The sequence below is a fragment of the Azospirillum aestuarii genome, from assembly GCF_016632405.1.
GTDB lineage: Bacteria > Pseudomonadota > Alphaproteobacteria > Azospirillales > Azospirillaceae > Azospirillum > Azospirillum aestuarii.
On the sequence record NZ_JAEPIV010000012.1, the window covers coordinates 17886 to 35637 of the forward strand.

Below are 17752 nucleotides of genomic sequence, written 5' to 3' on the forward strand. Positions count from 1 at the left end.
GTTTTCCCCTCTCCCCTCCGCTCACGCGCAAACGAAGTTTGCGCTGACGCGTCAGGCGGGCCCTCGGCCCGCCGAAAGCGGGGAGAGGGTCAGGGTGAGGGGGTTGCGCTTGTGCCGGACGCGCCGCCACGGACATTCCCCTCACCCTCCCCGCGCCTGCGGCGCGGGTCCCCTCCCTCTCCCCAGAGGGGAGAGGGCGTTTGAAAGGAGGGCCTTACGGCATCGTCACCTTGCCGTCCTTCACCTGGACGACGTAAACGTTGGCCTCGTTCTGGCCGCTCTCCTTGCCTTCCGGGCCGTCCTTCTTGAAGGCGATGTCGCCGTTCACGCCGTCCAGCTTGACGGTCCACAGCGCGTCGCGGATGGCCTGCGGCTCGGCCTTGCCGGCCTTCTTGATGGCCTCCACGATGGTCATGATGCCGTCATAGCCGCGGTAGCCCTCGGTCAGGCCGGCGAAGTCGTAGCCCTTCTTGTTCCAGCCATCGACGAAGGTCTTGGCGACCGTCGGGTGCACCGCCTTCTCCGGGAACCAGGGGGCGAAGAACAGCGTGAAGTAGCCGCCGTTCGCCGCCGCACCCGCCTGCGCGATGAGCTGATCGGGGGAGGAGGAGCCGCCGTTGGTGATGACCCGGTGCGGCAGGCGCAGCTCCGCCGCCTGCTTGAGGATCAGGGTGATCTGCTCGACGCCGGTGGTGACGAACAGCGTGTCGCCGCCCGACTGCTTGATGCTGGAGAGCTGGGCCGACAGGTCGGTGGCCTCCGGCGCCATCGTCTCGGTGACGCCGATCTTGACGCCCTTGGCCTGGAGCATCTTGCGGAACTCCTCCGCCGAGCCACGGCCGAAATCGTTGTTCACCGCCAGGAAATCGGCCTTCTGGATGGCCGGCTGGAAGTGGTCCAGCTTCTCCGCGAAGGACTTGGCCTCCATGGCGGAGGTCGGGGCGATGCGGAAGACCCACGGGTTGCCCGAGGTGGTGATCTTGGTCGAGGAGGAGGTCTCCACCACCATCGGCACGCCGTACTCCACCAGCTTCGGCATCACCGCCAGGGTGAAGGTGGAGCTCCAGGCGCCCATCAGCACCGGGACCTTGTCGCGCACGATCAGCTTCTCGGCGGAGGCGACGGCTTCCTTCGGGTTGCTCTTGTTGTCCTCGATGATCAGTTGGATCTTCTTGCCCAGCACGCCGCCGTTGGCGTTGACGACCTCCTCCGCCACCCGCGCGCCGTTGGCGACGTAGTTGCCCGACGCGGCGACCGCGCCGGTCAGCGGCTGGGTCACGCCGATCTTGATCGTCTCCTGCGCAAAGGCCACGCCCGGCGCCAGCAGTGCGGCGCTCAGCAGCAACGCCGTGGTCTTCATCGTCCGCATGTCGTCTAGCCCCCTCTTTTTGATTTGAACCGTCAGTAGGCGGTGGTCACCCAGTGGAATCACCAAGCGGCGACCGCGCCGTCGCTGCGGGGATCGGTCGCCCCCTCCAGCGTTCCGTCGGCATGGCGGACGATGGCGCCCGCATGCCCCATGGTGCTCGTGAACGGATCGAGCAGCTCGACCTCGTGCCCGGCGTCGCGCAGGGCGGCGACCAGGGCGGGATCGAAGCGGCTTTCCAGCTTCAGCGTCACGCTGTCCTCGCCCCAGGTGCGGCCGAGCAGCCAGCGCGGCGCCGTGACGGCGGCCTGCAGGCCCTGCCCGAACATCGCGTAGCGGGAGAAAGCGGCGGCCTGCGTCTGCGGCTGCCCCTCCCCGCCCATGGTGCCGTAGACCATGCTGCGCCCGTCGTCGAAGCGGGCCATCGCCGGGTTCAGCGTGTGGAAGGGCTTGCGCCCCGGCGCCAGCGCGTTCCAGCCGTCCTCCGCCAAGCGGAAGGAGGCGCCGCGGTTCTGCCAGGTAATTCCGGTCTCCGGCAGGACGAGGCCGGAGCCGAATTCGAAATAGACGCTCTGGATCATGCTGACGGCGCGGCCCTGCCCGTCGATCACGCCCAGCCACACCGTGTCGCCGGGTTTCGCCACATGCGGCCAGGGCAGCGCGCGGGCGCGGTCGATGTTCGCCGCCAGCCCGTCCAGCACGGCGTCGTCAAGGAAGCTCTGCGCCTCCCGCCCCATGTAGGCCGGGTCGCCGACCTCGCGGTCGCGCACCAGGAAGGCCTGCTTGGTCGCCTCGATCAGCCCGTGGATGTGGTCGAAGCCCTCGCCCTCCGTCACGCCCAGCCGGTCGAACAGGGCGAGGATCATCAGCGAGGCCAGACCCTGCGTCGGCGGCGGGTGGTTGAACAGCCGCGCCCCGCGCACGCCGACCGACAGGGCCGGGCGGCGGTGCGCCGCGTGGGCCGCGAGATCCGCCGCATCCACCGGCGAGCCGGCACGCTGCAGATCCGCCGCGATGGATGCTGCGAGCGGCCCGCGGTAGAAGCTGTCCAGCCCCTCCGCCGCCAGCCGGCGCAGCGTAGCGGCCAGCGCCGGCTGCCTCAGCGTGGAGCCTTCCGGCGGCACGGCGCCGCCCGGCAGGAACGTATCGGCGAAGCCCGGCACGTCCTTCAGCTCGTGCAGCTTCTGGCGGGTCAGCCCTTCCTGGCTGGCGGTGACCGGGATGCCCTGCTCGGCGTGGGCGATGGCTTCGTCCAGGATGCGGGCGAGCGGCAGCGGGTCGGCCCAGCCGGCGCTGACGGCCAGCGCCTCGCGCCAGCCGTCGATGGTGCCGGCGACCGTGTTCGCCGCCAACGGCCCGCGCCAAGGCACGGTGGCGTGGCCGTGGCGCCGGTAGAGGTCGAGCGAGACGGCCTTGCCCGCCCCGCCGCAGGCGTCGATGGCGACGGGATCGCGCCCCGGCTCGGCGATCAGCCAGAAGCCGTCGCCGCCGATGCCGGTCATGTGCGGGTAGACGACGGCCAGCGCTGCGGCGACCGCGACCGCCGCCTCGACGGCGGTGCCGCCGTCGCGCAGGATCTGAAGACCGGCTTGGCTGGCGAGATGGTGCGGGGAGGTGACCATTCCCCGGCGGCTGCGCGGCGTGTTCAGCATGGGAACCTCACGGAAGAAGGCCGCGCATCACGAAGAAACCTTCTCATTTTTATGGATATCCGACTTTTTCCGTTGGTTTCCCATCCCTTTGCGAACACCGTGCCAACCGGCAGAACACTGCGCATTTCGGTTCGGCGGGAGGTCTGACACGGCCAAGCGTCAAGGCCGGAAACCGCCTTAATGTTGGGCAAACGGATTGAGGGGAGGGCGGCGGAGAACCCGAAAGGATCGCTTTATCTCATTGATGATAATCGGGTAATTTGGAATTAAGAAGGCTTTGGCTTTCCGCTTCATTCGTGCGCAACCTCTGCCTGCCGCGCGGGCATTAATCAGCATGCTGATGATATTGCGGCACCCATGGAGTGCCCGGGCATACCCCGCTGCGGCGATGGCCGCTAAACGTTGAAGCGCTTCAAAACTCCCAATTTCCGCCTCGGCTTCTGCGTTCGTGCCCAAATTGGCAGCAGGGTCCCGCGCGTCACCGCCCGACCGTGAATCGTCAGTATACTGCGGAAAATGTTCCACCGGATGCCCGTGGGCGCATGCCGTGGTATGCCGTGGTATGCCGTATTGTGCGTATTTTGACCACCGAATGCCCAACAGACGGTCATTCGTCAGTATGCTGAAGTTTTGTGCGCCCCGGCGACTCCGACCCTCCGTGGCATGACGCTTGCTGAAAGGACGGGCAGATAAAAATCAGCGCAAGAAGGTGGGTTATGTCAGAGACGCACACGTTCGACCTCGTGCTCCGCGGCGGACGGATTCTCGATCCGGCCAACGGTCTGGATCTGGTCGGCGATCTGGCGGTCGCGAAGGGCCGCATCGCGGCGGTGGCGGAACGGCTGCCCGACGATGCCGCCGACACCATCCTTGATGTCTCCGGAAAGCTCGTGACGCCGGGCCTGATCGACACCCACGCGCACGTCTTCGAAAAGGTCACCGGCCGCTTCGGGTTGAACCCGGACATGGTGGGTGTGCGCTCCGGCGTGTCGACGCTGGTCGATCAGGGCGGGCCGAGCCTGATGACCCTGCCCGCCTTCCGCCGCTTCATCGCCGAGCCGGCGCGCTCGCGCACGCTGTGCTTCCTGTCGGCCTATCTGGTCGGCGGGCTGGAGGGCCACTATTACCCGCAGCTCTACCGCCCGGATTGCGTCGATGTGGACGCCACCATCCGCGTCGGGCGCGAGAATCGCGACATCGTGAAGGGCATCAAGGCCCATGCCGAGGTCGGCGGCGCATCGCGCTGGGGTCTCGACGTCATCAAGCAGGCCAAGCGCATCGCAGACGGCATCGGCGTTCCGCTCTACGTCCATCTCGGCCAGCTCTGGCCGGAGGTGGAGGGCGGCGAGGCCGTCGATCCCGACATGCTGGTGGAGGAGCTGGTCCCGCTGCTCGATTCGCGCGACATCCTGGCCCACCCCTTCACACGGCACCCCGGCGGCTTCATCTCGACCCGCACCGGCGAGGTGCATCCGGTCATCTACAAGGCGCTGGAGCGCGGCCTGACCGTCGATGTCGGCCACGGCTCGCACTTCAGCTTCGAGATGGCGCGGCGGACTCTGGCGGCGGGCATCCTGCCCTACACGCTGGGCGCCGACCTGCACGGCTACAACGTGAAGGCCCCGGTCATGGGTGCCGGCGGCGACCGCGAGGCCAACCCCTTCTACGGCGTCGCCCCCTTCAGCCTGACCCACGCGATGACCGAGCTTCTGACTCTCGGCATGGCGCTGGGCGACGTGCTGAAGACGGTGACCAGCAACCCCGCCGCCATGCTGGGCATGGCCGACGAGATCGGCGCGCTGACACCGGGCATGGCCGCCGACGTGGCGGTGCTGGAGGTCAAGGCCGGCCGCTGGCAGCTCAGCGACAACAGCGGCGAGCGGGTGACCGCGCCGGAGATGATCGTCCCGGCCTTCTCGCTGCGCGACGGCGCGGTGCAGGAGGTGGACAGCCCGCTGCTGCCGAAGCCCATTCCGGTGGCGGCGTAACGCGGCGGGCTTGCCCCCACCCTAACCCTCCCCCGCTGGGCGGGGGAGGGGACAGTCTCCCTCCCCTGCGAAGCTCTCGCGCAAACCAAAGGTTTGCGCTGACGCGGCAGGCGGACCTTCGGTCCGCTGAGAGCGGGAGAGGGCCGGGGTGGGGGCAGCGTCGGCACCCGAACACCCCCCATCCCACGAGGACTCCGCCCATGTCCGAAGCCGCGCTCGCCTTCTGGATGTTCGAGGTCCCAGCCCGCTGCCGCGATGCCGAGGGGCGGCGGCTGGGCAAGGCCCGCGCCCTGCTGCTCTCCCACCCGCAGCGCCAGCAGCGCATGATGCTGGAACTGGCGCACGACGCCCCGCTCGCCATGGGAAGCCGCATCGTCACAAGGCGCGCGGCCTTCCTGGTCGAGCGTTGCGAGGGCGAGTCCGGCTTCGGCTTCCGGCGCTACGCCGTGCGCTGCATCGGGACACGTCCGGCCTCGTGATAAAAACCGGGCGCGGCTGATCCACATCAAGGCGCCGGGCGCTCCGACGGCGAATATTAATCGAACGATTAATAACCCGCTTCGGAGACTCCCATGACCACCCCCGCCCCTGCGCCGCAAGAGGGCCTGTGCGCGAAACTCCTGCGCGGCTGGCGCGGTGCGCGGTCCCTGAACGCCCTCCAGGCGCTGGCCCCGCACGACCGCAGCCGCGTGCTGGCCGACGCCGGGCTGACCGACCTGAACGCGCCGTCCGTCCTGCGCGCCGGCCATGTCGGCGCACTGCTGCCCGCCGCGATGGCGCTGCACGGCGTCGATGGCGCGGTGGTGGAGCAGGACCGCCCCGACCTGATGAACGACCTGCAACGGGTCTGCGCGCTCTGCCGCAGCGCCCGCACCTGCCGCCGCCTGCTGGCCGAGGGCTGCACGCAGCCGGAGCACGCCCGGCTCTGCCCCAACGCCGACACGCTCGACGCGCTCCGCTGAGGCGCGCGCCGACCGGGCGCTAAACATCTCCCCGAAAAAATCCCCAACCGTCTTCGTCGGAAAAGCGATTGACAGCGCCGCGACGTGACCGTTAGCATCCCTGAATAATTAATTGGCCGTATAATAAAACACGGGAACGGTTGCCGCATCGGACGGAGCGCGTTCCCGAAACGGGCCGACGCGCCCACGCCGGGAACGGCGGGGCGCCGACAGGGAATCGTCATTCGCCGTCATCGCGACATCACCGTCGAACGCGGAGGGAGAGATGAGAAACGTGGTACTGGGCGGCCTGCTGTTGACCGGCATCGCCGCGTCGGTTCCGGCGCAGGCGCAGGACACGGTCAGGATCGGGCTGGTCCAGCCGCTGACCGGATCGGTCGCCTACAACGGCAAGTCCGTGGTGGAAGGCGCCCGGCTCGCCGTCGAGGAGATGAACGCCGCCGGAGGCGTCCTCGGCAAGAAGATCGAACTGATCGTCGAGGACGGCCAGTGCACCCCGGCCAACTCGGTCAACGCCGTCGAGAAGCTGGTGCAGAAGGACAAGGTCGTCACGCTGGTCGGCGCCTTCTGCAGCTCCGCCACCGCGGCGATCATGCCGGTGGCCCAGAAGTACAAGCTGCCGCTGATCACCGGCGTCTCGTCGAAGGCCAGCCTGACGGAACAGGGCAACCCCTACTTCTTCCGCGCCGCCGAGACGGACGCGCTGATGGCGGAGGCCTTCGCAAAGATCCTCGCCAACGACCTGAAGCTGACCAAGGTCGCCTACATCGGCGTCAACGACGATTGGGGCCGCGGCGGGGTGGAGGAATTCTCCCGTGACCTGACGGCGCTGGGCGTCAAGACGGTGCTGACCGAGTATTTCGACCACGGCGCCACCGACTTCTTCACGCTGCTGACCAAGCTGCGCGCCGCCAAGCCGGACGGCGTGTTCGTCGCCGCCGAGACCCAGGACGGCTCCATCCTGGTCAAGCAGATCCGCGAGATGGGGCTGGACACCAAGGTGTTCGGCGTCGGCTCCTGGGCCACCGCCGACTTCATCAACCTGACCGGCGAGGCCGCGGAGGGCATCCACGCCGCCGTCCCCTACGCCTCCAGCATGGACACCCCGCGCAACCAGACCTTCGTCCAGAAATACCAGGCGAAGTACGGCATCAAGCCCGGCAAGTACGGCGCCGCCGGCTACAACGCGCTGAACATCGCCGGGCAGGCCATCGCGCGGGCCGGCGGCACCGACGCCGAGGCCATCCGGGCGTCGCTCGCCAAGACCAGCTACGAGGCGCCGAACGGCGTCTACAAGTTCACCGACAAGGGCCAGGCCTACGGCTTCGACGCGGTGCTGGTGCGGATCGAAAAGGGCGAACCGAAGGTGATCGCCTCCACCCCGGTGGACGCGCCGCACTGACCGGCGGGCCCGCCGCGGGGATGGTCCCAACGGCACCATCCCCGCGGCGCGCACCGATCCAACGCACCGTTTGTGCGGGCCTGCTTTTGCGAGAACGTCATGGATCTCTTTCCGCAGTTCCTGGCCAACGGGCTGGTGATGGGCGTGTTCTACGCGCTCTCCGCCCTCGGTCTGACGCTGATCTTCGGCCTGATGCGCGTGGTCAACTTCGCCCACGGCGAGTTCTACATGCTGGGCGGGGTCAGCGGCTGGTTCGTCACCAATTACCTGGGTCTCGACTTCTTCAGCGGCCTGATCGTGGTCGCCGCCTTCATGGCCGCCGTCGGCTGGCTGGTCGACCGCTTCCTGATCGAGCGGGTGCGCGGCCAGGGTGAGGAGCCGGGCATCCTGCTGACCATCGGCCTGTCGATCTTCCTGGTCAACGGCACGCTCCTGCTGGTCGGCCCGGCGCCCATGAAGGTGGCCGGCGCAATGGCCGAGGGGCCGCTGTTCTTCGGCCCCATCGCGGTGACCAAGCTGCGCCTGCTGGCCGTGGCGGTGGGCATCGCGCTGATCGTCGGCGCCCATCTGCTGATCCGCCGGACCCGTCTGGGGGCGGCGATGCGCGCCACCTTCCAGGACCCGATGGCGGCCAGCCTCGCCGGCATCCGCACCGGCCACGTCTACGCCGCCACCTTCGCGCTGGGCTGCACGCTGGCCGCGCTGTCGGGGATGCTGCTGGCCTCCATCTACTCCGCCCAGGCGTCGGTCGGCGGGCTCATCAGCCTGAAGAGCTTCGTCGTGGTGATCCTCGGCGGCATGGGCAGCTTCGCGGGCGCCATCGCCGGGGGCCTGCTGCTGGGCGTCGCCGAGGCGATGTGGGGCGGCTACGTCTCGATGGGCATGGTCGACGTCATCGGCTTCGTCCTGGTCATCCTGATCCTGCTGTTCCGGCCCCAGGGCCTGTTCTCGATCCGCACGGAAAGGGCCTGACATGACCCTGGAACGCAACATCCTGCTGGCCCTTCTGGCGGGGGCGGCGCTTCTGCCCTTCGCGGTGACGGACCAGTACATCCTGCACCTCGCCATCATGGCGCTGTTCTACGCGGTGCTGGCGAGCAGCCTCAATCTGGTGGTCGGCTATGTCGGCGAGTTCTCGCTGGGCCACACCGCCTTCCTCGGCACCGGGGCCTACACGGCGGCGCTGCTGTCCACGCAGGCGGGGATGCCGATGTGGGTGACGATCCCGCTGGCCGGGCTGGTCTCCGCCGTCTTCGGCTTCGCCATCGGGGCGATCACGCTGCGGCTGCAAGGCCCCTACTTCGTCATCGTCACCCTGTCCTTCGCCGAGGTGCTGCGCATCGTCGCCAACAACTGGATCGCGGTGACCAACGGCCCGATGGGCCTGGCCGGCGTCGGCCAGAACCTCTTCGGGGACGTGACCGTCACCGACAAGGCCGGCTTCTTCCTGATCGTGCTGGGCATCGCCGCGGTGGCGCTCTACCTCTCCTACCGCTTCGTCTATTCCAACGCCGGGCGGGCGGCGGTGGCGGTGCGCGAGAACCGCTACGTCGCGCAGTCCATCGGCGTCGATCCCTTCGGCACGGCCATGCAGGCCTTCGTGCTGGGCGCCTTCCTGGCCGGCTTGGCCGGGGGCTTCTACGCCCACTACATCTCCTTCGTCGGGCCGGAGGTGTTCCGCTTCGCCTTCATGGCGACGATGATCATCATGGTGCTGCTGGGCGGCAAGGGCACGCTGATCGGTCCACTGGCCGGCGCGGTGATCGTGACAGTGCTGGAGGAGTATCTTCGCGAGATGCAGGAACTCCGCCTCACCCTGTTCGGCCTGATCGTCATGGCCATCGTCCTGTTCCTGCCCAACGGCCTGATGGGCTTCATCGCTCAGCGCCGCGAGCAGCAGGCCGCCCGGCCGCCCCTCAACGCCGCGAAGGAGCGCACCGTATGACGGCGACAACCGACCGGCAGCCGCTGCTGCGCGCCGACGACCTGACCATGACCTTCGGCGGCATCACGGCGGTGAAGGACTTCAGCTTCCACATCCAGCCCGGCGAGATCGTCGGCCTGATCGGCCCCAACGGCGCCGGCAAGACCACCTGCTTCAACATGCTGACCGGCTTCTACGCGCCGAGCAACGGGCGGGTGCGCTTCAAGGGGCAGGACATCACCAACCGCAAGCCCCACGCCATCGCCCGGCTCGGCCTCGTCCGCAGCTTCCAGAAGACCAACGTCATGAAGCGGCTGACGGTCTTCGAGAATGTGCTGACCGGCCATTACATGGCGAGCCGGCAATCCCTTCTCGCCACCTTCTTTCCCGGCGAGGCGGTGCGCCGCGCCGAGCGGGAGGCGCGGGAGAGCGCCGCCGCCATCGTCGAGACGATGGGTCTGGCCCAGCGCATGAACGCCCCGGCGCACTTGCTGTCCTGCGGCGAGCTGCGCCTGCTGGAGGTCGCGGTGGCGCTGGCCGCCAAGCCCAGCCTGCTGATGCTGGACGAACCCGCCGCCGGGCTGAACAGCCACGAGGCCGGGAACTTCGGCGCGGTGCTGAAGACGCTGATCGGGCGCAGCATCGACGCGCTGCTGATCGTGGAGCACAACATGGATCTGGTCATGTCGGTGTCCGACCGGATCGTCGTCCTCAACTTCGGCCGCAAGCTGGCCGAGGGCCGGCCCGCCGAGATCCTGGAGAACCGGCAGGTCGCCGAGGCCTATCTCGGAAAGGCCGCCGCATGACGCTGCTCTCCGAATCCCCCTCCCCCTCCGCCATCGCGCGGGCCGCCGACGCGCCGGTCCTCGCCGTCGACGGGCTGCACGTCGCCTACGGCTCCACCGCCGCGCTGCACGGCGTGTCGCTGGACGTGCGGGCCGGCGAGACGGTCGCCCTGATCGGCGCCAACGGCGCCGGCAAGAGCACCATCCTGCGGGCCATCTCCGGTCTGCTGAAGGCGCGCTCCGGCACCATCGTCTGGAACGGCAAGTCCATCGCCAACCTGCCCGCCGACCGCATCGTCGCCGCCGGCATCGCCCACTGCCCGGAGGAACGGCACGTCTGGCCGAACATGACGGTGCAGGAGAACATCGCGCTCGGCGCCTATCTCTGCCGCTCGCGCGAGGAGGTGCAGCGGCGCATCGGCATGGCCTTCCACCGCTTCCCACGCCTGCGCGAGCGGTCGCGCCAGATGGCCGGCACGCTCAGCGGCGGCGAACAGCAGATGCTCGCCATCGCCCGCGCGCTGATGTCGGAGCCGCGGCTGCTGATGCTGGACGAGCCCAGCCTCGGCCTCAGCCCGAAGATGGCCGACGAGGTGTTCGACGTGGTGCGCTCCGTCAACGCCCACGGCGTGACCGTCCTGCTGGTCGAGCAGAACATCCACAACGCGCTGGGCGTCGCCAGCCGGGCCTATGTGGTCAAGACGGGCCGAATCACCGCCAGCCGCCCCTCCGCGGAGCTGCGCGGCGACCCCGACCTGCTGCGCGCCTATCTGGGCGGCTGAAGGCCACAGCGACGGCGAAAGGCCGCGTCACGAACAATTAAACGAACGACCGAACAATTCTCGGTCGCCGTCCTTCAGGAGGCAAGAGTGCGAACCAACATGCGAATTGGCATCGTCGGCGGCGGCATCGGCGGCGTCGCGCTGGCCGGCAGCCTGCTCCAGCGCGGCTTCGAGGTCCGCCTGTTCGAGCGGGCGCCGGGCTTCGGCGAGATCGGCGCCGGCATCCAGATGACGCCGAACGCGGTGAAGGTCATCAAGTCGCTGGGGCTTCTGGACAAGATGCTGGCCGCCGGCTTCCTGCCGCAGTCGCTGGTCGGGCGCAACTGGCGCAGCGGGCGGGAGAGCTTCCGCACGCCGCTGATCGAGACCTGCCCGGTGCTCTACGACGCGCCCTTCATCCACATCCACCGCGCCGACCTGCACGCCATCCTGGCCTCGCTGGTCCCGGAGAGCGTCGCCAATTTCGGGGTGGGCTGCACCGGTGTCCGCCAGGACAAGAGCACGGCGGTCGCCAGCTTCAGCGACGGCAGCGAGTTCGAGGCCGACCTGATCGTCGGCGCGGACGGCGTGCGCTCCGTCGTGCGCTCCGCCCTGTTCGGGCCGGAGGCGCCGCGCTTCACCGGCCACATGTGCTACCGCGCGGTGGTGCCGACCGGCGGGGTGGTGGATTACGTCAGCCCCGACGCCTCCTTCTGGTTCGGGCCGCACAGCCATGTCGTGACCTACTACGTGCGCGGCGGCAACGCCGTGAACATCGTGGCGGTCGCCGAGACCAAGGAGTGGGTCGAGGAGTCCTGGAACGCCCCCAGCAGCAAGGAGGAGATGCTCGGCGCCTTCCGCGGCTGGCACCGCAACGTGGAGACGCTCTTCAGCAAGGTGGATCAGGTCTACAAGTGGGGCCTGTTCGACCGCGACCCGATGACGAGCTGGTCGAAGGGCCGCATCACGCTGATGGGCGACGCAGCACACCCCATGCTGCCCTTCCTCTCGCAGGGGGCCGCGATGGCGATCGAGGACGCCTATGTGCTGGCGGAATCCCTGAAGGGGCACGGCAGCGACGTGGCCTCGGCGCTGCGCGACTACGAGGCGGAGCGGCTTCCCCGCACCAGCCGCGTCCAGCTGGAGGCGCGGGAGCGCGGGCGGACCTACCACCTGCCCTCCCCGCTGGCCCAGGCCAAGCGCGACTTCGTCTACTGGCTGCGCGGCCTGTTCAACCCGCAGGCCACCGGCATCCAGGCCAACTGGGTCTACCAGTACGACGCCCGCGCCTTCCGCCCGAACCTCTCCGACAAGCCGCGCCTCGTCGCGTAATGCCCCCACCCTAACCCTCCCCCGCTCTCGCAGGGGAGGGGACTCAACTCCCTCCCCTGCGTTAGCGGGGGAGGGCCGGGGTGGGGGCAAGGGCAGCAACGAGAGCCAGCCGCCGCAAGACATCTCCAAGGACCGACCATGAACAGCAAGACCTATCGCATCGGCCAGATCGTCCCCTCCTCCAACACGACCATGGAGACGGAAATCCCGGCGATGCTGACCGCCCACGCGCTGGCGCACGGCACCCGCTTCACCTTCCATTCCAGCCGCATGCGCATGAAGACGGTGAAGAAGGAGGAACTCGCCGCCATGGACGCCGAGTCCGACCGTTGCGCGCTAGAGCTGTCGGACGCCCGCGTCGACGTGCTGGGCTACGCCTGCCTCGTCGCCATCATGAGCATGGGCAAGGGCTATCACCGCGTCTCGCAGGAGCGGCTGCACGGGCGCACCGCGGAGAATGGCGGAGCTGCCCCGGTCATCACCAGCGCGGGCGCGCTCGTCGATGGGCTGCATGTTCTGGGCGCGAAGAGGATTGCCTTGGTTGCCCCCTACATGAAGCCGCTGGCCCAGCTCGTCGTCGACTACATCGAGCATGAGGGCGTGCAGGTCGCCGACTGGCGCGCGCTGGAAATCCCCGACAATCTGGAGGTCGGGCGCCACGACCCGTCCCGCCTGCCGGCGATCGTCGCAAGCATGGACACCACCGGGGTGGACGCCGTGGTGCTATCGGCCTGCGTCCAGATGCCCTCGCTGCCCGCCATCGCGCAGGTCGAGGCGATGACCGGCAAGCCGGTGCTGAGCGCCGCCGTCGCCACCACCTACGCCAAGCTGAAGGCGCTGGGCCTGCCGACGCGCGTTCCGGGGGCCGGCGCCCTGCTCTCCGGCGCCTACTGAACGGGGGTTGCCATGACCAGCAGCACCTACCGCTACGGCGCGAACGTCCGCGCCAACGGCATCCGCCAGCATTACCTGCGCTATGGCGGCGAGGGGAAAACCCGTCCCGTGGTGATCGTGCCGGGCATCACCAGCCCCGCCGTCACCTGGGGCTTCGTCGCGGAGCGCTTCGGGCGCAATTTCGACACCTACGTGCTCGACGTGCGCGGGCGCGGCCTGTCGGAGGCGTCGGACGCGCTCGAATACGGGCTGGACGCCATGGCCGCCGACGTGACGGCCTTCGCCGCGGCGCTGGGCCTGCGCGACTACGCGCTGGTCGGCCACTCCATGGGCGCGCGCATCGGCCTGCGCGCGGTCAGCCGCCATGGCGCCGCCCCGGCGCGGCTGGTCATGGTCGATCCGCCGGTCTCCGGGCCGGGCCGCCGCCCCTACCCGGCGCAGCTTCCCTGGTACGTGGATTCCATCCGCCTCATGCGCGAGGGCGCCGACCTGGAGGCGATGCGGCCCTTCTGCCCGACCTGGACGGACGAGCAGCTCCGCCTGCGCGCCGAATGGCTGCACACCTGCGACGAGCGGGCCATCGTCACCGCCTTCAACGACTTCCAGACCGACGACATCCACGCCGATTTCCCGCGCATCCCCTGCCCCGCCCTGCTGATCGCCGCCGGGCGCGGCGACGTGATCCGGCCCGAGGAGGAGGCGGAGATCCGAAGCCTCCAGCCCGAGCTGGCCGTCACCCGCGTCGAGGGGGCCGGGCACATGATCCCCTGGGACGACGCGGAGGGCTTCTACCACGCCTTCGGCACCTTCCTTGGCACCGCCGTCTGACCGCTTATCCGGAAAGGGACACGCATCATGCCCGTCAGTGACGCCGATATGGTCCGCGCCTGGACCCATGTTCTGACCCTGTCGAAGCTGAAACCGCAGGAGGTGGTTACCGTCCTGACCAGCGACGGCACCCACCCGCAGACCCTGCGCACCGCCCTGATCGCCGCCTCGAACCTGGGGGCGCGGGTCAACCGGCTGGACCTGCCGCCGGTGAACGCGGAGCACGCCCACAGCCGCGACAGCCTCGCCTATCTCGGCACCACCCCGCTGACCGGAAACCGCGCCGCCATGGCCGCGCTGAAGGAAAGCGATCTGGTGCTGGACCTGATGACCCTCCTCTTCTCGCCGGAGCAGATGGAGATCCTGGAGAGTGGCACGAAGATCCTGCTCGCCGTCGAACCGCCGGAGGTTCTCGTCCGCCTGCTGCCCAGCCTGGAGGACAAGGCGACCGTCGGCGAGGCGACGGCGCTGCTGAAGGCGGCCAAGGAGATGCACGTCACCTCGCGGGCCGGCACCGACCTGCGCCTGCCCATCGGGGAGTTCCCGACGGTGCAGGAATACGGCTTCGTCGACGAGCCGGGGCGCTGGGACCACTGGCCGAGCGGCTTCGGCTTCACCTTCCCCAACGAGGGGCAGGCGAGCGGGCGGATCGTGCTCGACAAGGGCGACATCCTGCTGCCGATGAAGTCCTACCTGACCTCGCAGATCGAGATGACGGTGGAGAGGGGCTACGTCACCGCCATCACCGGCGGGTTGGACGCCGACCTGCTGAACGACTACATGGACGCCTTCGCCGACCCGGAGGCCTACGCCATCTCCCACATCGGCTGGGGCACGCAGAAGCGGGCGCGCTGGTCGACGCTCGGCCTCTACGACCGGGAGCAGACGCTGGGCATGGACGCGCGGGCCTTCGCCGGAAACTTCCTCTTCTCGCTCGGCCCCAACAACGAGGCGGGCGGGTCGCGCACCACCGCCTGCCACATCGACATTCCCATGCGGAACTGCACCGTCCGCCTGGACGGGCGCGAGGTCGTCCGCGAGGGCAAGCTGCTGGCCGGAAAGGAACTGGCATGAGTGTTTCGGAACAGGCCGTCTACGAGCGGCAGGGCTTCGGCCAGTCGCTGGGCATCCAGGGCCAGATCGGCTTGCTGATCGTCGATTTCGTCAACGGCTTCGCCGACCCGGCGGTGTTCGGCGGCGGCAACATCGCGCCGGCCATCGCCCGCACGGCGCAGGTGCTGGCGAAGGCCCGGCAGCGCGGCTGGTTCGTCGCCCACAGCCGGATCGTCTACGCCGACGACGGGTCGGACGGGAACGTCTTCTCCATCAAGGTGCCGGGCATGCAGACCCTGACCGAGCACGCCGCCATCAGCGCCATCGTGCCGGAGCTGACTCCGGTGCCGGGGGAGCTTGTGGTGCGCAAGACGGTGCCGTCAGCCTTTTTCGGGACCGGGCTGGCGCCGTGGTTGACACAGCGCGGCGTCGAGACTCTTTTGATCGCCGGAGCGACGACGAGCGGCTGCGTGCGGGCCAGCGTGGTGGACGCCATGTGCCACGGCTTCCGCCCGGTCGTCATGGCCGATTGCGTGGGCGACCGCGCCCTGGCGCCGCACGAGGCCAACCTGTTCGACATCGGCCAGAAATACGGCGACGTGGTTCCGGCGGAGCGCGTTCTCGCCTTGTGAGAAGCCGTCAGGGTTGAAAAGAGGATCGGACGTTGCACCATGTTAGACTTTCCATCCGAAGAGTGCCGCCGGGATTGAGATGAGCCGACCGATGAGCAAAGTGCAGGACAGCGTGCCCGTCGCCGACACCGCGCCGGAGAGCGGCCCGGCGCGGGGCCGTCCCCCGCGCAGCCGCCGCGCCGGGCCGGGCCGTCCGGAGGGCACCAGCAACGTGCGCGACCAGATCCTGGACGCGGCGGAGCTGGAGTTCGCCAACCTCGGCTACGCCGGCACCAGCCTGCGCAACGTCGCCGACCGGGCCGAGGTGACCCAGGCCCTCATCAGCTATTACTTCGGGTCCAAGCACGGGCTGTTCGAGGAGGTCTTCCTACGCCGCGGCCGGAAGATCGCCGACGAGCGCATGGAGCGGCTGGAGGCGCTGCGCCGCGGGTCCACGCCGCCGGCGGTGCGCGACATCGTCTACGCCTTCCTGATGCCGGCGCTGGCCATGCGCGAGACGGAGGGGGGCCGCACCTTCATGCGGCTCCAGGCCCGGCTGCACACCGAGCCGCCGGAGATTTCCTACAAGCTGCGCAACGAGGCCTACGACGCCTCGACCCGCATCTTCGCCGCCGCTCTGAAGGAGGCGTTGCCGCATCTGTCCGAGCGGGACGTCTATTGGCGGATGACGCTGATGATCGGCGCTTATCTCTACGCCTTCTCCGACACCCATCGGCTGGAGGAGCTGGCGCCGGGCATCTGCAACCCCGGCGACCCGGACGAGATCATCACGGAAATCAGCAGCTTCGTCAGCGCCGGGATGCTGGCCCCGGTGCCGGACCCCGTGCGGGCGCCGGGGAAGAGGAAGCGGGGGTAGGGTTTGTTGTTGGAGAGCGGTTGCCTTGGTGCCCCCCTCCCGACCTCCCCCCGCTTTGCAGGGGGAGGAGTTTAAGCCCTCCCCTGCGCAGCGGGGGAGGGTTGGGTGGGGGCCCAATTCAACCGCTCACCCCACCCGTCGATCCCCGCGCCACGCAGGTCCCCGACAGCACCACCTTGCGCGTCGCCCGCTCCGGGTCGTCGAGCCGCTCGAACAGCAGCGTCATCGCCGCCCGTCCGATCTCGTGGACCGGCTGTTCGATCACCGTCAGGCCGGGGCCGACCAGCTCCGTCCAGGGCTCGTTGTCGAAGCCGGCCACCGCCAGATCGCCGGGAATCGCCAGCCCCAGCGTCCGCGCCGCCTTCACCACCCCCATCAGCAGCAGGCTGTTGCTGACCATCACCGCGTCCGGCATGGCGCCGGAGCGCCGCGCCTCCGCCAGCCAGCGGGCGATCTCCGCCTCCGCCGCCTCGGCGGTCGGCGGGACGAAGCGCGCCTCCGCGTGCAGCCCATGGGCGGCCAGCGCCGCCTGATAGCCGGCGTGGCGCTCCACCGCCGTGGTGCTGGTGTTGCCGAACAGGCCGGCGATGCGGCGGTAGCCCTGTCCATGCAGGTGATCGACCAGAAGGGCGGCGGCCTGCGGGTTGTCCAGCACCACCGAATCGAAGCGCCCGGCGGGCGCGCTGCGGTCGATCAGCACCACCGGGAAATCCAGGTCGGCCCGGTCGAGCTGGGCCAGCGTCGCGCGGGTCGGCGCGAAGATCAGGCCGGTCACCCGCTCCTCCTGCATCAGCCGCAGGTACATGGCCTCCCGCTCCGGGTTCTCGTCGGTGTTGCACAGGATCACTCGCATCCCGGCCTGGAAGGCGGCGTCCTCCACCGCGCGGCTGACCGCCGTGAAGAAAGGGTTGCGGATGTCCGAGACGATCAGCCCGATGGTCTGGGAATGTTGCGAGCGCAGCCGCCGCGCCGACAGGTTCGGGCGGTAGCCGGTGGCCCGCACCGCGTCCTCCACCCGCGCGCGCAGCGCGTCGCTGACCGGGCCGTTGCTCAGCACCCGCGACACCGTGGCGACCGAGACGCCGGCCTCGCGGGCGACGTCCTTGATTCCGATGGCTTTGACGCTGTCGCTCATGATGATCCGGTCACCGATCCGTCTTGAAACCGTTTTTGAAATCGTTTCCATCCCTTGGGACCGTTTCACCGCCCCATACGGCTCAGTCTGCCCGAAGGAGGCGGCGGATTCAATGCAAACTCCGTTGACAGAGCCTTATGTAATCGTTTTCAATAACAGCGCTGCAAGGACGACACCCAAGA

General features: G+C 69.0%; 17 protein-coding genes. 14 read left to right on the plus strand and 3 right to left on the minus strand.

The window, feature by feature from the left end; genetic code table 11:
• Positions 1 to 214: 214 nt before the first annotated feature.
• Positions 215 to 1369, minus strand: a complete 1155-nt coding sequence (locus JJL56_RS19625; protein ID WP_145626210.1) for an ABC transporter substrate-binding protein — start codon at positions 1367 to 1369, stop codon at positions 215 to 217.
• A 59-nt stretch (positions 1370 to 1428) separates the two neighbouring features.
• Complete coding sequence (locus JJL56_RS19630) at positions 1429 to 3018, minus strand: gamma-glutamyltransferase family protein (RefSeq protein WP_200486028.1); 1590 nt, start codon at positions 3016 to 3018, stop codon at positions 1429 to 1431.
• Between the two features lie 716 nt (positions 3019 to 3734).
• On the opposite strand from JJL56_RS19630, the gene JJL56_RS19635 reads away from it, so the two are divergent.
• The 14 genes from JJL56_RS19635 (at position 3735) to JJL56_RS19700 (ending at position 16435) form a co-directional block, all read left to right on the plus strand.
• Positions 3735 to 5006, plus strand: a complete 1272-nt coding sequence (locus JJL56_RS19635; RefSeq protein WP_200486029.1) for an amidohydrolase/deacetylase family metallohydrolase — start codon at positions 3735 to 3737, stop codon at positions 5004 to 5006.
• A 200-nt stretch (positions 5007 to 5206) separates the two neighbouring features.
• Positions 5207 to 5485 carry a hypothetical protein gene (locus JJL56_RS19640; protein WP_035682977.1) on the plus strand — a complete coding sequence of 93 codons (279 nt, stop codon included), beginning with the start codon at positions 5207 to 5209 and terminating at the stop codon, positions 5483 to 5485.
• Positions 5486 to 5578: 93 nt separating this feature from the next.
• On the plus strand, positions 5579 to 5968 hold the full coding sequence (locus tag JJL56_RS19645; RefSeq protein ID WP_145626213.1) for a hypothetical protein: 390 nt from the start codon (positions 5579 to 5581) through the stop codon (positions 5966 to 5968).
• Between the two features lie 265 nt (positions 5969 to 6233).
• Positions 6234 to 7370 carry an ABC transporter substrate-binding protein gene (locus tag JJL56_RS19650; RefSeq protein ID WP_040137895.1) on the plus strand — a complete coding sequence of 379 codons (1137 nt, stop codon included), beginning with the start codon at positions 6234 to 6236 and terminating at the stop codon, positions 7368 to 7370.
• A gap of 99 nt (positions 7371 to 7469) precedes the next feature.
• Positions 7470 to 8342 (plus strand): branched-chain amino acid ABC transporter permease, encoded by an 873-nt coding sequence (locus JJL56_RS19655; protein ID WP_200486030.1) that lies wholly within the window; start codon positions 7470 to 7472, stop codon positions 8340 to 8342.
• Between the two features lies 1 nt (position 8343).
• The gene (locus JJL56_RS19660) at positions 8344 to 9315 is read left to right on the plus strand and encodes a branched-chain amino acid ABC transporter permease (RefSeq protein WP_200486031.1); all 972 of its coding nucleotides are present in this window, start codon (positions 8344 to 8346) and stop codon (positions 9313 to 9315) included.
• Positions 9312 to 10100 carry an ABC transporter ATP-binding protein gene (locus JJL56_RS19665; protein ID WP_200486032.1) on the plus strand — a complete coding sequence of 263 codons (789 nt, stop codon included), beginning with the start codon at positions 9312 to 9314 and terminating at the stop codon, positions 10098 to 10100. The genes JJL56_RS19660 and JJL56_RS19665 overlap by 4 nt, the downstream gene beginning before the upstream one ends.
• Positions 10097 to 10861 (plus strand): ABC transporter ATP-binding protein, encoded by a 765-nt coding sequence (locus JJL56_RS19670; protein ID WP_200486033.1) that lies wholly within the window; start codon positions 10097 to 10099, stop codon positions 10859 to 10861. The genes JJL56_RS19665 and JJL56_RS19670 overlap by 4 nt, the downstream gene beginning before the upstream one ends.
• A gap of 99 nt (positions 10862 to 10960) precedes the next feature.
• A complete protein-coding gene (locus tag JJL56_RS19675) occupies positions 10961 to 12172 on the plus strand; it encodes an FAD-dependent monooxygenase (RefSeq protein ID WP_200486034.1) in 1212 nt (403 codons plus the stop codon).
• A gap of 138 nt (positions 12173 to 12310) precedes the next feature.
• Positions 12311 to 13066 (plus strand): maleate cis-trans isomerase family protein, encoded by a 756-nt coding sequence (locus tag JJL56_RS19680; protein ID WP_282188871.1) that lies wholly within the window; start codon positions 12311 to 12313, stop codon positions 13064 to 13066.
• A gap of 12 nt (positions 13067 to 13078) precedes the next feature.
• Complete coding sequence (locus JJL56_RS19685) at positions 13079 to 13894, plus strand: alpha/beta fold hydrolase (protein ID WP_200486035.1); 816 nt, start codon at positions 13079 to 13081, stop codon at positions 13892 to 13894.
• A 27-nt stretch (positions 13895 to 13921) separates the two neighbouring features.
• Positions 13922 to 14968: a 2,5-dihydroxypyridine 5,6-dioxygenase NicX family protein gene (locus JJL56_RS19690; RefSeq protein ID WP_200486036.1), complete on the plus strand. Its 1047-nt coding sequence runs from the start codon at positions 13922 to 13924 to the stop codon at positions 14966 to 14968.
• Positions 14965 to 15579: an isochorismatase family protein gene (locus tag JJL56_RS19695; RefSeq protein WP_145626221.1), complete on the plus strand. Its 615-nt coding sequence runs from the start codon at positions 14965 to 14967 to the stop codon at positions 15577 to 15579. Before JJL56_RS19690 ends, JJL56_RS19695 begins: the two co-directional genes overlap by 4 nt.
• A gap of 91 nt (positions 15580 to 15670) precedes the next feature.
• The gene (locus tag JJL56_RS19700) at positions 15671 to 16435 is read left to right on the plus strand and encodes a TetR/AcrR family transcriptional regulator (protein ID WP_200486037.1); all 765 of its coding nucleotides are present in this window, start codon (positions 15671 to 15673) and stop codon (positions 16433 to 16435) included.
• A 118-nt stretch (positions 16436 to 16553) separates the two neighbouring features.
• Here JJL56_RS19700 and JJL56_RS19705 read toward each other — a convergent pair whose 3' ends face one another.
• Positions 16554 to 17570, minus strand: a complete 1017-nt coding sequence (locus JJL56_RS19705) for a LacI family DNA-binding transcriptional regulator (protein WP_145626223.1) — start codon at positions 17568 to 17570, stop codon at positions 16554 to 16556.
• Positions 17571 to 17752: the final 182 nt, after the last annotated feature.